This window comes from Kineococcus vitellinus (assembly GCF_009906315.1).
GTDB lineage: Bacteria > Actinomycetota > Actinomycetes > Actinomycetales > Kineococcaceae > Kineococcus > Kineococcus vitellinus.
Genome location: NZ_JAAALL010000017.1, coordinates 14,668 through 30,135 on the forward strand (window position 1 = coordinate 14,668; position 15,468 = coordinate 30,135).

12 protein-coding genes are annotated in these 15,468 nt (G+C 76.8%); 3 read left to right on the forward strand and 9 right to left on the reverse strand.

The annotated features are described in order from the left end of the window. Positions 1-24: 24 nt before the first annotated feature. From GTQ99_RS03170 to GTQ99_RS03205, 8 genes are all read right to left on the reverse strand, one after another. Positions 25-801: an ATP-binding cassette domain-containing protein gene (locus GTQ99_RS03170; RefSeq protein ID WP_166614287.1), complete on the reverse strand. Its 777-nt coding sequence runs from the start codon at positions 799-801 to the stop codon at positions 25-27. Further along, the gene (locus GTQ99_RS03175; RefSeq protein WP_166614299.1) at positions 791-1,573 is read right to left on the reverse strand and encodes an ABC transporter ATP-binding protein; all 783 of its coding nucleotides are present in this window, start codon (positions 1,571-1,573) and stop codon (positions 791-793) included. Before GTQ99_RS03175 ends, GTQ99_RS03170 begins: the two co-directional genes overlap by 11 nt. 83 nt (positions 1,574-1,656) lie before the next feature. Continuing rightward, a complete protein-coding gene (locus GTQ99_RS24710) occupies positions 1,657-2,556 on the reverse strand; it encodes an ABC transporter permease subunit (protein ID WP_205706694.1) in 900 nt (299 codons plus the stop codon). After that, a complete protein-coding gene (locus GTQ99_RS03185) occupies positions 2,553-3,623 on the reverse strand; it encodes an ABC transporter permease (RefSeq protein WP_166614288.1) in 1,071 nt (356 codons plus the stop codon). Before GTQ99_RS03185 ends, GTQ99_RS24710 begins: the two co-directional genes overlap by 4 nt. After that, complete coding sequence (locus GTQ99_RS03190; protein ID WP_166614289.1) at positions 3,607-5,199, reverse strand: ABC transporter substrate-binding protein; 1,593 nt, start codon at positions 5,197-5,199, stop codon at positions 3,607-3,609. Before GTQ99_RS03190 ends, GTQ99_RS03185 begins: the two co-directional genes overlap by 17 nt. A gap of 53 nt (positions 5,200-5,252) precedes the next feature. Then, the gene (locus tag GTQ99_RS03195) at positions 5,253-6,071 is read right to left on the reverse strand and encodes an SWIM zinc finger family protein (RefSeq protein WP_166614290.1); all 819 of its coding nucleotides are present in this window, start codon (positions 6,069-6,071) and stop codon (positions 5,253-5,255) included. Position 6,072: 1 nt separating this feature from the next. Further along, entirely contained in the window at positions 6,073-9,084 is a 3,012-nt protein-coding gene (locus GTQ99_RS24715) for an SNF2-related protein (protein ID WP_205706695.1), read from the reverse strand. Between the two features lie 69 nt (positions 9,085-9,153). Further along, a complete protein-coding gene (locus GTQ99_RS03205; RefSeq protein ID WP_166614291.1) occupies positions 9,154-9,720 on the reverse strand; it encodes a dihydrofolate reductase family protein in 567 nt (188 codons plus the stop codon). Between the two features lie 61 nt (positions 9,721-9,781). On the opposite strand from GTQ99_RS03205, the gene GTQ99_RS03210 reads away from it, so the two are divergent. The 3 genes from GTQ99_RS03210 (at position 9,782) to GTQ99_RS03220 (ending at position 14,781) form a co-directional block, all read left to right on the forward strand. Further along, the gene (locus tag GTQ99_RS03210) at positions 9,782-10,600 is read left to right on the forward strand and encodes a nucleotidyltransferase domain-containing protein (RefSeq protein WP_166614292.1); all 819 of its coding nucleotides are present in this window, start codon (positions 9,782-9,784) and stop codon (positions 10,598-10,600) included. A gap of 153 nt (positions 10,601-10,753) precedes the next feature. Next, a complete protein-coding gene (locus GTQ99_RS03215; RefSeq protein WP_166614293.1) occupies positions 10,754-11,158 on the forward strand; it encodes a hypothetical protein in 405 nt (134 codons plus the stop codon). A 77-nt stretch (positions 11,159-11,235) separates the two neighbouring features. Next, the gene (locus GTQ99_RS03220; protein WP_166614294.1) at positions 11,236-14,781 is read left to right on the forward strand and encodes a PAS domain S-box protein; all 3,546 of its coding nucleotides are present in this window, start codon (positions 11,236-11,238) and stop codon (positions 14,779-14,781) included. 27 nt (positions 14,782-14,808) lie between these two features. On the opposite strand, the gene GTQ99_RS03225 is transcribed toward GTQ99_RS03220, so the two are convergent. Then, on the reverse strand, positions 14,809-15,468 hold a 660-nt coding region (locus GTQ99_RS03225), incomplete at its 5' end, for a GNAT family N-acetyltransferase (RefSeq protein WP_205706696.1).

The window sequence follows — 15,468 nt, forward strand, 5'->3', positions numbered from 1 at the left end:
TCCGCGCCGCGGGCCCCGCCGTGCTCAGACCTGCGGGATGCGGCCCAGCCCGTCGGCGACCGGCACGGCCGCCAGCAGCCGCTGCGTGAAGGGCGAGCGCGGCTGCCGCCACAGCTGCTCGGTGGGGCCCTCCTCCACCACGCGGCCGCTGTCCATGACCACGACGCGGTCGGCCACGAGCCGCACGACGGACAGGTCGTGGCTGATGAACAGCAGCGAGGCCCCCGACGCGAGCGCCACCCGCCGCAGCAGGGTGGCGACCTGGGCCTGCAGGGAGGCGTCCAGGGAGGCGATCGGCTCGTCACCGATGAGCAGGTCGGGGCCGGTGGCCATCGCCCGCGCGATCGCGACGCGCTGGCGCTGGCCGCCGGAGAACTCGTGCGGGAAGCGCCGGGCCGCGTCCGCGGGCAGCCCCACCTGCTCCAGCAGCTCGGCGACGCCGGGCGCCGTGCCGGGGTGGACCGCGCGCCCGTCCTCCAGCTGCGAGCCCACCCGGCGGCGCGGGTTGAGCGAGGCGTACGGGTTCTGGAAGACCATCTGCAGCCGCACCAGCGGCCGCGGGCGCCGGCGCAGCCCGTTGCGCTCGACCGGGACGCCGTCGAAGACGGCGCGCCCGGAGGTCAGCGGCACCAGCCCGGTCGCCACCTTGGCCAGCGTCGACTTCCCGCAGCCGGAGGGGCCGACGAGGCCGACGACCTCGCCGGCGGCCACGTGCACGCTCACGCCGTCGAGGGCCCGCACCCGGCGGGCGCCGCGGCCGTGCTCGACGACCACGTCCTCCAGCAGCAGCTCACCCGGCACCGTCCAGCCTCCTCGTGTGGTCGGGCAGCGCCTCGACGAGCGAGCGCGTGTAGGGGTGGCGCGGGGTGCGGATCACGTCGTGGCGCGGGCCGTGCTCGACGACCGCGCCGGTGCGCATGACCGTGATCGTGTCGGCCAGCGAGGACATCACCGCCAGGTCGTGGGTGACGAGCAGGACGGCGAGGTCCAGCTCGTCGCACAGCTGCCGCAGCAGCCGCATGATCCCGGCCTGCACGGTCACGTCCAGCGCCGTCGTCGGCTCGTCGGCCACGAGCACCCGCGGCCGGCAGGCGATGGCGATCGCGATGGCGATGCGCTGCAGCTGGCCGCCGGAGAACTCGTGCGGGTAGCGGCGCAGCGCCTGCTCGGGCGAGGGCACCCGCACCTGCTCCAGCACCTCCAGCGCGCGCTCGCGCGCCTGGCGGCGCGAGAGCCGCAGGTGGTGGCGCACGTGGTCGGTCAGCTGGCCGCCGATGGAGAGCATGGGGTGCAGGCTGGCCGTGGGGTCCTGGAAGACCATGGCCAGCTCCTTGCCGCGCAGCGCGTTGTGCGCGCGCGTCCCCAGCCCGACCAGCTCGCGCCCGCCGTAGCGGATGGACCCGCTCAGGCGCGCGCCGCGCGGCGGCAGCCCCAGCACGGCCATCCCGGTGAGCGTCTTGCCCGAGCCGCTCTCGCCGGCCAGGCCGGTGACCCGCCCGGCGGGCACGTCCAGGTCCACCCCGTCCAGCAGCCGGCGCCCGCCCAGCTCCAGGGCCAGGCCGCGCACCACCAGCCCGCCGCCCGCACCGGTGGCGCCGCCCGTGCTGCTCGCGCCGCCCGTCCCGGTGGTGGTGGCGGGGGAGTCCTCGTGCGTGCTCACAGCGCCCTGCTCCCGACGGCCTGCTGGGTGCGCGGGTCCAGCGCGTCCCGCAGCGCGTCGCCGATGAAGTTGAAGGCCAGGACGATGCTGACGATCGCCAGGCCGGGGAAGGCGGCCACCCACCAGGCGGTGAAGTTCTGCACCCCGTCGGAGACCATCAGCCCCCACTCGGGCGTGGGCGGCACGGTGCCCAGCCCGAGGAAGGACAGCCCCGACAGCAGCAGCACGGCGTTGCCGAAGTCCAGGGTGGCGAGCACGAGCACGGGGCCGGTGACGTTGGGGACGACGTCGCGGCGCAGCGAGGTGAACCAGCCGATGCCCATGAGGCGGCCGGCGATCACGAACTCGCGGTCGCGGGCGCCGAGCACCAGCGAGCGCGTGACGCGGGCGTACTGCGGCCAGGTGACGACGAGCATCGCGACGACGGCGTGGGTCAGGCTCGGCCCGAGCGCCGCCGCCACCCCCATCGCCAGGATGATCGTCGGGAAGGCGAGGACGAGGTCGGCCACGCGCATGAGCACCTCGTCGACGACGCCGCCCAGCAGCCCGGCCACCGCGCCGACGAAGGAGCCCAGCAGCATCGAGAGCACGACCAGCAGCAGCGAGAGCGGGATCGACACGCGCGCCCCGGCCACGACGCGGGCGAAGACGTCGCGCCCCAGGCTGTCGGTCCCGAACCAGTGCTCCCTGGAGAGGGGGGCCAGCCGGTCGGGCGTCTGGGCCAGCGGGTCCTGCACCGGCAGCATCGGGCCCAGGACGACGACGAGCAGCCAGGCGAGCGCGACGACGACGCCGATCGCCGTCAGCGGCGAGCGCGGCCGCAGCGAGCGCCGCAGCCAGCCCGGGCGCGCCGGGGGCGCGGCCGGCGCGGGCCGCGCGGGCGTGGTCGCGCTCACCGCCGGCGCACCCGCGGGTCGACGAACGCGGTCAGCACGTCGACCGCGAAGTTGATGGTGATGTAGGTGATGCCCACGACGAGTCCCACTCCCATGACGGCCTGCAGGTCCAGCCGGGTGGCGGACTGGTAGGCGTACTGGCCCAGGCCGTGCCAGGCGAACACGGCCTCGGTGAGCACCGACCCCGACAGCAGCGAGCCGAAGCTGAGGCCGACGACGGTGAGAATCGGCACCAGCGCGGCGCGCAGCACGTAGCGGAAGACGACCGCGCGGGCCGGCAGGCCCTTGGCGCGCGCGGCCGTGACGTGCTCGGCGGACAGCACGTCCAGCACCGCCGAGCGCGAGAAGCGGGCCAGCAGCCCGACCGCGTACAGGGTCAGCACGATGCCCGGCAGCAGCAGGTGCGCGACCGCGTCGGTGAAGGCCGCGGCGTCCCCGGCCAGCAGGCTGTCCACGGTCAGCAGCCCCGTGACCTCCGGCGGCGGCGCCATCCGCGCGTCCAGGCGCCCGGAGCCGGGGAACCAGCCCAGCCGGTAGAAGCCGACGTAGAAGAGGATGAGCGCCAGCCAGAACGTCGGGGTGGAGATGCCGACGAGGCTGAGGACGCGCACGACGCCGTCGACGGGCCGGTGGTGGCGCAGCGCCGCGAGCAGGCCGGCGCCGACGCCCAGGACGACGGAGACGACGAGCACGAACAGCGCCAGCTCCAGCGTCGCCGGGACCGCCTCGCGCAGGTCGTCCAGCACCGGCTGCCGGGTCTGCGCGGACGTGCCGAGGTCCAGGTGCACCAGGCGCTGCAGGTACAGCAGGTACTGCACCGCCAGCGGGCGGTCCAGGCCCAGCTCCCGGCGGAACTGGGCGACGACCTCGGGGTCGGCGGCGGCCTGGTCGCCGAGCACGGCGGCGACCGGGTCCGCCGGCACCAGCGCGGTGAGCACGAAGGTCACCAGCGTGACGCCCCACACCAGCAGCAGGCTGACGAGGAAGCGGATCCCCAGGTAGCGCAGCAGCGGGTGGCCGCCGCGCCCCGCGCCGGTCCGCCCGGGGGCGTCAGGAGAGGGCGGCAAGGTCCAGGGTCCAGATCGGGTTGAGCGCCACGTCGCGCAGGTCGGAGGAGGTGACGACGTTCTGCGCGGGCTGCACGATCGGCACGAACGGGCCGTCGACGTTCATCTGCCGCTGCAGCGCCTGGTAGGCGGCGTCGCGCGCGTCGGGGCCGGAGGCGGCGCGGGCCGCCTCGACCAGCGGCATGACCTGCGCGGCGGTCGGCGACTGCGGCGTCCAGCCCGCCCGCAGGCCCACGTTCTCGCCCGGCGTGAAGGCCAGGTAGTTCGAGGGGTCCGGGAAGTCGGGGCCCCAGTAGGCCAGGCCGGCCTGGAACCGGCCGCTGCGGAAGGAGTCCAGCGACGTCGCCGACGGCTTGGGCGCCAGGGTGATCGTGATGCCGACCGCCTGCAGCTGCGACTGGACGGCCTGGGCGAGCAGCTGCAGCTGGACCCCGCTGACCGCGACGTCGTTGGAGAACAGGAACTCGATCGGCTCCCCGGCGTAGCCGGACTGCGCGAGCAGCTGCTCCGCGGCGGCCGGGTCGTGGGAGTTCGACGGGTCGGACTCCAGGTGCCCGACGAACTGCGAGGGGACGACGCCGCCGGGCTGCACCGAACCCTCGCCGGTCAGCTCCAGCAGCGCGTCGTAGTCCAGCGCCTTGCGCACGGCCTGCACGAACGCCGGGTTCGCCGCGGGGCCGCCGTGGGCGGGGTCGGTGTTGAACCAGGCGAAGATCATGTAGGAGGACGCGGTGCTCACCACGGCCGTGCGGCCGCCGTCGAGGCCCTCCACCTCGTCGGCGGACAGGTCGGTGGCGATCTGCGCGGTGCCGGACTGCACGTTGATCTTCTGGGTCGCCGGCTGGACGTTCTCCAGCACGACGCGGCCGAACGCGGGCGCCTCGCCGCCGTAGGAGGGGTTCTGCTCCAGCACGACCTGGCTGGTCACCTGCAGCGTGTCGAGCTGGTACGCGCCCGAGCCGGCGGAGGTGGAGTTCAGGAAGGTCTCCGCGGCGTCGTCCGGGCCCGTCGTCCCGCCGTTGGCCTGCACGAGCTCGGAGTTCAGGATGCCCAGCGAGGGGTTCGGCAGGATGTACGGCAGCGCCGGGTTCGGCGTCTCGCTGGTCAGCGTGACCGTGCTGTCGTCGACCTTGGCGACGGTGACGCCGTCGAGCAGGAAGCTCGGGTTGCCCTTGACGCCCTGCACGCGCTGGTAGGAGAAGACGATGTCGTCGGCGTCCACGGCGGAGCCGTCGGCGAACAGGTGCTCGCCCTCGATCGTCAGCGTCAGCACGCGCTGGTCGTCGGAGAGGGCGTACGTGCACACCTGCGCCACGGGTTCGCTGACGTCGGAACCGGTGTAGGTGAGCGCGGTCTCGTACAACTGCTTGTTGAGCATCGCCCCCGTCAGCTCGAACGAGCGGGCCGGGTCGGCGGTCTTGAGGTCGAAGGCGTTGTCCACCACCAGCGAGCCGCCCCCGGAACCCCCCGAACCGCCGGAGCCCTCGGCGTCCGAGCCGGAGTCGGAGCTGCAGCCCGCGGCGGCCACCGCGGTCGTCGCGAGTCCTGCTGCGGAGAGGAAGTGGCGACGCCGCATGGGGGTACAGCTCCTGAGGTCGGGCGGACAGGCGGAGCCCGATTGTGCACCCCTCAGGTTTCCTGGAGGTTTCTCCCGCCGTTTCCGGGCCCCGGCGTGTCGCGCAGGGCCAGCAGCAGCGGGCGCAGCGCCTGCGCCGTCCCCTCGGCGCCGGGACCGAGCACCACGTCGTCGAGGTCGTCGGCGACGGTCCGCCCCGGGAGGGCCCGCGGAACCCCCAGCGCGGGCAGCTCGCCCCCGGCGCGGTGGAAGCCCGCCAGGTGCACCGACAGGTCCTCCACCGGCTGCGACGGCCCGCTGGCGGCGGTCTGGATGCGCCGCAGCAGCTCGGCCAGCTCGACCCCGCGCAGCAGCAGCGCGGTGGCGGGCTCGGCGTCCAGGCGCTCGGCGAGGGCGTAGACGACGGCGGCCGCGTGCTTGCACGGCTCGGCGTCGTCGGGGCAGCTGCAGTCGTAGGCGACCTCCGCGTCCGCGGGCAGCAGCTCGACGCCGATGCCGGTGAGCAGGTCGACCAGGCCGGGCGGGACGTCCCCGGCGAACAGCGGGGCCAGCAGCAGCGGGTTCTCGACGACGACCGCGACGACGGCCTCGACCTCCGTGGCGCTCCAGCGGCGGACGCCGACCTCGACGAGGTAGGGGCGCGGGCGCGAACCCTGCACCCGCGCCCGCACCGCCCCCGGGCGCGGGCGCAGCTCGACGACCTGGCCGGCGCGCGCGTACGTGCGCCCCCGCTCCAGCCGGCCCCGGCTGCCCGTCGCCTCCAGGTGCGCGGTGAAGCGCTGCGACCACCAGGTCTGCGCGATCGCGCCGCGCCGCGAGCGCAGCTGCGCCCCGCGCCCCGGCCGCCGCCGCCCGTACCCCTCGAAGGCCACGTCAGTCGCCCACCGCGTCGGCGCCGAGGCTGAGCAGCTCGCGCAGCGCATCCCCGTCGAGCTCGGTGATCCAGCCCTCGCCGCTGCCGACGACGGCGCCGGCGAGGTCGCGCTTGCGCTGCACCAGGGCGTCGACGCGCTCCTCGACGGTGCCGACGCTGACGAGCTTGCGCACCTGCACCCGCCGCTGCTGGCCGATGCGGTGCGCGCGGTCGGTGGCCTGGTCCTCCACGGCCGGGTTCCACCAGCGGTCCACGTGCACGACGTGGCTGGCGGCCGTGAGGTTCAGCCCCGTGCCGCCCGCCTTCAGCGAGAGCAGCAGGACGCCCGGCCCGTCCGCCTCGGAGAACTCCGCCACCATCGCGTCGCGCCGGCGGCGCGGCACGCCGCCGTGCAGGAACGGCACGGGCTCACCGGTGCGCTCGGCCAGGTGCGGGGCCAGCATGTGCCCGAACTCCGCGAACTGGGTGAAGCACAGCACCTTCTCGCCCTCGGCGCGGGCGCTGGTGACGATGTCGTCGAGCAGCTCCAGCTTGCCCGAGCGGTGCCGGCCGCGGTGCAGCACGCCGGAGGCGTCGCCGAGGTAGTGGGCCGGGTGGTTGCAGACCTGCTTGAGGCGGGTCAGCGCCGCCAGCACCAGGCCCTTGCGCGAGACGCCCTCCACCTCCGGGTCGGCGAGGCGGCGCACCAGCTCGTCGACGACCGCCCGGTACAGCCCGGCCTGCTCGGGGGTGAGGTTGGCCCGCACCGTCATCTCGATCCTCTCGGGCAGGTCGCCGGCGACGGCGGGGTCCGTCTTGACCCGCCGCAGCACGAAGGGGCGCGTGACGACGGCCAGCCGGCGGGCGGGCCCCTGCTGGCCCAGCTTCTCGATCGGCACCGCGAAGGTGTCGCGGAAGTGCGCGGCCGAGCCCAGCAGCCCGGGGTTGGTGGCGTCCAGCACCGCGCGCAGGTCCTCCAGCCGGTTCTCCACCGGGGTCCCGGTGAGCGCCACCCGGTGCCGGGCCGGCAGCGCCCGCACCGCCCGCGCCGCGCGGGTCGCGACGTTCTTGACGTGCTGGGCCTCGTCGAGGGCGACCCGCCGCCAGGGCACCCGGGCCAGGTCCGCGACGTCGCGCACCAGCAGCCCGTAGGTGGTGACCACGAGGTCGTGCCCGGCGGCCACCGCCACCAGGTCCGCGCCGCGGGGCCGGGCCGGGCCGTGCTGGACGTGCACCCGCAGCCCCGGCGTGAAGCGGGCGGCCTCGGCCTGCCAGTTGCCCACGACCGACATCGGGCACACCAGCAGCGTCGGACCGCCGGCGGGCACCTCCGCCCGCCCGTCCTCCGCGTGCTCGTGCGCCAGCAGCGCCAGCAGCTGCAGCGTCTTGCCCAGGCCCATGTCGTCGGCCAGCACCGCACCCAGCCCCAGCCGCGACATGGTGGCCAGCCACGTCAGCCCGCGCCGCTGGTAGGGGCGCAGCACGGCCCGCAGCCCCGGCGGGTCCGCCAGCTCCGGCAGCCGCTCGGCCGCCCGCCCGGACAGCACGTCGCCCAGGACGCCGCGCGCGTCGACGGAGGTGACGGGCGCGGGCAGGTCGCGCCCCGCGCCGACGAGGGCGAGGACGTCGCGCACCGGCGCGGAGCCGCTGCCGCGGGTGCGCAGGAAGCGCGCGCTGCGCCGCAGGTCCTCCAGGTCCACCTGCACCCACTCGCCGCGGAAGCGCACCAGGGAGCTGCCCGCGGCGGCCAGGGCCAGCAGCTCGGCCTCGCTCAGCGGCGTCCCGCCCAGGGCCGCCCGCCACCGGAAGTCCACGAGGTCGTCCTTGCGCAGCTGCGGGTCGGTGACCGCGCCGGGCTGCGTCGCGGAGGCCTCCAGGGAGAGCGAGACCGCCCCGCGCGTCCAGTGCCGCGGCACCTGCAGCGCGACGCCGGCGGCCGCCAGCCGGGGACCGCCGCGCTCGACGAGGTCCAGCAGCTCCTCCACGCCCAGCTCGACGCCCGCGGCGGAGGCGGCCTCGGCGCCGGGACCGCTCAGCAGCCGGCGCAGCGGCGGGTGGGCCGCGCCGGCGCGCGCGGCGCCGGACAGCAGCAGCAGCAGCGGGTCCTCGCCGTCGGCGGCGCGCCCGCCCTCGGCGCGCGCCTGCGCGAGGTCCAGCACGAGGCTGGGCTCGTCCAGCGGGCGCAGCCGCAGCTGCAGGCGCCAGGCCTCCTCCGCGCCGTCCTGCTCCCACGGACCGGGTTCGACGAGGCGCAGCAGCACCTCGAAGCCGCCGTCCTGGCTGCTGCGCTGCCACTCGCGCACCCGGCGCACCAGCGCCTGCGCGCTGCCGGGCGCCCGCACCGGCTCCCCGGTGCGCAGGGCCGTCAGCCACCGGCGCACCGCCGGGGCGGCGGGCAGCGGCCCGGGGACCGCGTCCGCGGTGCGCTGCGCGGCGAGCACGTCGGTGACGACGGCGAGCACGTCGTCGACCAGCTCCGCGGCCGTCGGCGGCGAGGCCCCGGCCTGGGCGCGCAGCACCGGTGGGCAGGCCTCGGCGAGCGCTGCCCGCCAGCGGTGCACGCGCCGGTCCGGCAGCGGCACCCAGCGCGCCAGGAGCTCCCCGTCGCGCACCGCGAGGTCGGGGACGACGTGCCCGGCGTCGACGGCGGTGCGCGCACCCGCGGCCACGTGCGCCAGCCAGCGCAGGCCGTCGCCGGCCACGGCGGCCGCGGGACCGGCGACCTCGGCCAGCACGTCGACCGCCTGCCGGCCGTGCAGCTGCACGACCTGCAGGTCCACCGGCAGCAGCCGCCAGTCCTCGCGCGGGCGGGCGCCGGAGGCCGCCGGCCGGCCCGCGGCGGTGCACGGCAGCAGGACGGTCAGCGGGCCCCGCGGCCGGGCGAGGGCACCGGCCAGGTGCGGCGCGGCCGGGGCGGCCCCCGCCAGCTGCGCGAGGTCGCCGGCGCGCGCGGCGCCGGGCAGCCGCCGCGGGACCTCCACCCACAGCGCCAGCGTCTGCGCACGCGTCCAGAGGCCGTGGACGAGGAGCACGCGCGGCAGCCTACGACCGGCCCCCGACACCTCCCGCCCCTCGCCGCCCGTGCACCGGCCCGCGGGCGGTCAGCGGCGCGGCACGGCCTCGACGAGCGTCAGCCCCGAGCCGAACCGCCGCTGCTCCAGCACCCGCAGCGGGCGGGGCGAGTACCCCGCGCGGCCGAACAGCGGCACGCCGTCGCCCAGCACGACCGGGCTCACCTTCAGCACGAGGCGGTCGATCTCGTCGAGCAGCGACCCGGCGAGCCGGCCACCGCCGGCCAGGTGGATCGCGGTGCCGGAGGGTTCGGCCTTGAGGGCGCGCACCGTGGCGACCGCGTCGTGCACCAGGTGCACGTCCGCGCCGACCCGCCGCCCGGGCGAGGCGACGACGTACTGGCGCAGGTGCGCGTACGGGCTCTCGATGCCCTCGTCCAGCGCGGGGGTGCAGGTGTTCCACCCCATCACCACGGTGTCGAAGCGCGAGCGGTCGACCCGCACCCCGGCCAGGCGCTGGACGTGGCTGGGGAACGCGTCGGTGAACTCGTGCAGCAGTTCCGGCTCGGCGGTGAAGTCGCCGTACCCGCCGTCGGGCGCGGCGATGAACCCGTCGAGGCTGACGGCGACGAAGTAGACGAGCTCGCGCGTGCTCACCGGCCCATCGTGGGCGGCCCGCGCGGGGCGGTCGACGCGGTTGCGCGGGCATGCTGGCCCGGTGCTCACCGACGCGCGCCTGGCGCAGCTGGCCGAACGCCTCGTCGAGGTCCCCGGGGTCGTGGCGGTCGCCCTCGGCGGCAGCCGCGCGCGCGGCGAGCACGGGCCGGGTTCCGACGTCGACCTGGGGCTCTACTACCGCCCGCCGCTGGACACCGCGGCGCTGGGCCGGCTGGCCCGCGACCTCGCCGGCCCGGCCGCCGAGGTGACCGCCCCCGGGGGGTGGGGGCCGTGGGTCGACGGCGGCGGCTGGCTGGAGGTCGACGGCACCCCGGTGGACTGGATCTACCGCGACCTGGACCGCGTGCACCGCAGCTGGGCGGCGGCGCGGGCCGGGGAGCTCGCGTGGCACTTCCAGGTGGGGCACCCGCTGGGCTTCCCGAGCTTCGCCTACGCCGGCGAGGCGGCGCTGGCGGTCGTGCTGGCGGACCCGACCGGTGAGCTGACCCGCCTGCGGCAGCAGGCCGGGACCTACCCGCCGGCGCTGCGCGAGGCCGTCGTCGCCGCGCTGGAGGAGGCCCGCTTCCTGCTCGGCGGTGCCCGCAAGGCCGCCCCGCGCGGCGACGGCGCCTACGTGGCCGGGTGCCTGTTCCGGGCCGTCCTGCTGTGCGCGCACGCCGTGCACGCCCGCGCGGGGCGCTGGGTCGTCAACGAGAAGGGCGCGGTCGCGGCGGCCGGGCGGCTGCCCGGCGCGCCGGAGCGCTTCGGCGAGCGGGCGGCGGCGGTCTTCGCCGGTCTCGGCGGCGGCCCGGCGGCGCTGGGGGCCGCCCTCGACGCGGCCCGCGAGCTCGTGGAGGACACCGCGGCCGCCCGTTCCTGAACCCCCGCCGTTCCCCGCCGCCCGGCCCCAGCGGCCCGCCCGGGCCGGCCCGGACACGGTGCGGACACGGTGCGGACACGGTTCGGCGTGCGCATCGCCGCGACGTGCACTGCAATGAGGCACGTGCAGCTAGGGGCCACTGCCGCCGAATCCGTGACCATCGAGGGCAGGGACGTCGTCCTGCGCGCCGAGGGACGCACCGAGGTCTACGACCTCGCCTACGTGCGGATGCTCGTGCCGTACCTGCGGGGTGAGCGCGACCTGCCCCCGATGCGGCTGGCGCACTTCCGCCCCGGCATGAAGCCGTGGATCTGCCTGAGCGTCATCGCCGACGACGGGTCCGAACCGGACCTGTCCGGCGTGGCGATCTACTCCGGCCTGGGCACCCACCGGGAGATGGGCCTGCACCTGAGCCGCTCCGAGGCGTGGCGCCTGGCCGAGATGCTGCAGCCGGTCGCGTGCGAGCTGGAGGCCGCCGAGCCCGAGCGCGACGGCCTCGACGGGGACGGGCTGGACGGGGACGGGCTGGACGAGGGGGAGCAGGAGCGCGCGGCCTGAGCGCCCGGGCGCGCGAGCGCCACCCGGCGTCGCGGCGCGCCTCAAGGTCGGGCCCCCGCGCGCCGAGCTGATCCCGCGTGACACCTGCCACCGGATCGCTCCACCGCCCGGTGCGGGACGGGCTGCAGCTCGAGGTCCTGCGGCTGGCCGCCCTGCACGAGTACGACGTCGTCGACGCCCCCGTCGACGCCGAGCTGGAGCACGTCGTGCGCGCCGCGGCGCTGCTGACCGGGCTCCCCAACGCCACGCTGAACCTCATCGACGAGCGCCGCCAGTGCCAGCTGGCGACCGTCGGCTTCGAGGGCGCCGACTCCCCGCGCGAGGACTCCATGTGCGCGCTGCACTTCACCGCCGGTGAGGTCGTCCACGTCCCCGACGCCGCCCTCGACGAGCGCTACCGCACCAACCCCTGGGTCGACGGCCGCCTGGCCCGGGTGCGCCTGTACGCCTCCGCGCCCCTGGTGAGCCCGCGCGGTCACGCCCTGGGCAGCCTCTGCGTCTTCGACACCGCACCCGGTGAGCTCACCGCCGCCCAGCTGAGCGGGCTCGAGGGGCTGGCGCAGGTCGTGGTGGCCCTCTTCGAGCGCCGCCGCCAGAGCCGCCTGGCCGAGCGCTACGCCGCCGAGGCGCGCCAGCAGGCCGTGGAGGCCCGCCGGCACGCCGCCCGGACCCAGCGCCTGGCCTCGCGCGACGCCGAGCTGCGCCTGGTGCTGACCGCCACCAGCGACGCCTTCCTGGCCGTGGACGAGGACCAGCGCATCACCTCCTGGAACGCCGCCGCCGAGCGCCTGTTCGGCTGGCCCGCGCACGAGGCCCTGGGCCGGACCCTGGCCGAGACGATCCTGCCCCCGGCCGCGGCCGCCGCCCACCACGCCGGCTTCGAGCGCTTCCTGCGCACCGGGACCCGGACCCTGGGCGCCGGCGTGGAGGTGCCCGCCCGCCGCCGCGACGGCGCCGCCCTGGTCGTGGAGCTGACGCTGACCCCGATCGAGGTCGAGGGGGAGCGGCGCGTCTACGCCGCGCTGCGCGACGTCACCGAGCGCCGCCGCCTGGAGCAGGAGGCCCGCTCCCTGGCCGGCATCGTCGCCGGGGCCCGCGACGCCATCGTCTCCGTCGACCTCACCGGGCGCATCACCTCCTGGAACGCCGCCGCCGAGCAGCTGTACGGCCACGCCGCCGAGCAGGTGCTGGGCGGCGACCTGAGCCCCGTCGCCGGTGCCGTCGACGTGCGGCGGCTGGCGGGCTGGCTGGCGAGGGCGGCCAGAGGTGAGGGCGTCGCCTCCATCGGCCCCACCGACGCGGTCGGCCGCCACCGCGAGGGCCACCCCCTGAGCATCTCGATCACCGTCTCGCCCGTGCTGGACGCCGCCGGTGCGGTGGTCGGGGCCTCCATCGCCGCCCGCGACGTCTCCGAGCGCCGCCGCGCGGAGGAGGCGCTGCGCGAGGCGGAGCAGCGCTTCAGCCTGGCCTTCACCCACGCCCCGACCGGCGTGCTGATCACCGCGCTGACCGGCGAGGAGGCGGGCCGCTTCCTCAGCGCCAACCCCGCCGCCTGCACGATGCTGGGCTACTCGCGCCAGGAGCTGGTCGGCAAGGCGTTCGCCGACGTCACCCACCCCGAGGACCTGTTCACCTCCCGCGGGCAGCTGCAGCGGCTCGTGGACGGCACCGCACCCAGCGCCCACTTCGAGAAGCGGTACGTGCGCTCCGACGGGGAGGTGATCTGGGTCGCCCTGGACGTGGCGGTGATCGCCGACGACGACGGCGTGCCCCGCTACAGCGTCACCCACGTCGAGGACGTCACCGACAAGCGCGCCGACCGCCAGCGCCTCGTCGAGTCCGAGCAGCGCTTCCGCCTGGCCTTCGACACCGCACCCGTCGGGATGATGATCGTCGGCCTCGGCGAGGACGACGCGGGGCGCCTGCTGCAGGTCAACTCCACGCTGTGCACCTTCACCGGCCTCAGCGCCGCGCAGCTGCTGACCCGCGAGGTCCACGAGCTGGTGCACCCCGAGGAGCGGGCCGAGAGCCTGCTGGCCTTCGCACCCTTCCTGCTGGGCGAGCGCACCCACGGCCAGGTGGAGCAGCGCTACCGCCACGCCGACGGCAGCACCCGCTGGGGCCTGCTGACCGTCACCGCCATGACGGCCTCCCCGGCGCAGGGGTCCGCGAGCCGGGGGACCGGCGCCCCGCAGGCCCGGCCACAGCTGCTGTGCCTCGTCGAGGACGTGACGGCCAGGAAGGCGGCCGAGCAGGCGCTGCGCCACCAGGCGCTGCACGACGCCCTCACCGGCCTGCCCAACCGCACCCTGCTGCACGACCGCCTCGAGCACGCCCTGGCCGCCGCCGGGCGCAGCGGCACCGGGGTGGGCGTCTTCTTCTGCGACCTGGACGGGTTCAAGGCCGTCAACGACTCCGCCGGCCACGCCGCCGGCGACGAGCTGCTGCGCGTGGTCGCCGAGCGCTTCACCGGCTGCCTGCGCCCGGGCGACACGCTGGCGCGCCTGGGCGGCGACGAGTTCGCCGTCGTCTGCCCCGACGTCACCGCGGCCGCCGACCTGGACGTCATCGCGCGGCGGCTGCTGACCTCGCTGCGCGAGCCGGTGACCCTGAGCGCGGGCACCTTCACCGTGGGGGTGAGCATCGGCAGCCACCTGGCGACCCTGACCGACGCGGCGAGCGGTGGCGGTGAGGACGCGTGGAGCGCGGCCGAGCACGCGCTGGCCCACGCCGACAGCGCGATGTACGAGGCCAAGCGCGCCGGCAAGAACCGCGCCCACACCCGCAGCCGGGACGCCGAGGCCTCCAGCGGCCGGGCCGCCCGCCTGCTGCCCCAGCTGCGCGAGGCCCTGGAGCGCGACGAGCTCGTCCTGCACGGCCAGCCCGTCCTCGACCTGGCCACCGGGCACCCGGTGGCGGTGGAGACCCTGCTGCGCTGGCAGCACCCCACCCGCGGCCTGCTGAGCCCGGCGGAGTTCCTCGACGTCGCCGAGACCGGCCCGCTGGTGCTGGGGATCGGCCGCCGCGTGCTCTCGGAGTCCTGCCGGATGGCCGCCCGCTGGAGCGAGGCCCTGGGCCCGGCGGCGCCGGCGGTGCACGTCAACGTCTCCGGACGCCAGATCGAGGCGGGCACCCTCGGCGCCGACGTGCGCGCCGCGCTGGCCCGCCACGGGCTGCCCGCGCACCGCCTGGTGCTGGAGCTGCCCGAGACCGCCGTGCCGAGGATCACCCGCTCGCTGCTGGCCGACCTGCAGGGCCTGCGCGGGGAGGGGGTGCGCATCGCCGTCGACGACCTGGGCACCGGTTCCGCCGGCCTGGCGCGGCTGAGCGAGCTGCCCGTGGACCTGCTGAAGATCGGCCCGACCTTCGTCGCCGGCCTGGGCCGGGACCCGAGCTGCGACGCGGTCGTGCGCGCCGTGCTGGGCATCGGCGCGGCCCTGGGGCTGACGGTGGTCGCGGAGGGCGTGGAGACACCGCAGCAGGCGGAGCTGCTGCGCCGCCACGGCTGCGACACCGTCCAGGGCTACCTCTACAGCCCGCCCCGCCCGGAGGAGGCGCTGCTGGCGCTGCTGCGGAGCGGGGCCGTCGGAACGTCCTCCCCGGCGAGCCCGGTGGGCGCGTAGGTCCCCGCGCTCGCGGTGCGGCCCGCGCTAGGCCACGAGCGCGCGCACCCGCTCCCGCGGCAGCGGGCGGTCGGCGAACAGCAGCAGCGTGGCCGCCGGGTCCGGGTCGCGCGCGTCGGGGCCGCGCCAGACCTCGTGCAGCCCCGCGCGCCGCACGGCCCGCACCGAGCGCTCGTTGCGCCCGGCGACGACGGCGGTGACCGGCAGCTCCGGGCGCGCCCGCCGCGCCCGGTGGGTGCCGGCGGCGGCGACCTCCTGGGCGTACCCCCGCCCCCAGCGCTCCGGGTGCAGCGTGAAGGCCAGGTTCCAGGCGCCGGCCGCGCGCAGGCTGCAGCCGCCCACGCCGACCAGCTCACCCGTGCCGGCCACCTCGTCCGCGCCGGGGGCAGGCAGGGCCCTGGCCACCCAGAGCCCCAGGCCCGCGCTCCGCCAGCTCTCCCGCCAGCGCTCGAGGAGCTCCCGCGTGCGCGCGGGCGAGGGGTGGCGCAGGAGCGGGTCGCCCCGCCAGACGCGGGGGTCGGAGTACAGGGCGAACAGCTCGGGCACGTCGTCGGGGGTCGGGGCGCGCAGCGACAACCGGGCCGTCCGCGCGTCGTGCGCCGGCCCGTCCACCGGTCCGCGCACCGGTCCCGTGGGCTCGCGGGGACCCTGCGGTGCCGGCACCGCTCCAGCATCGCAGCCGCCGGT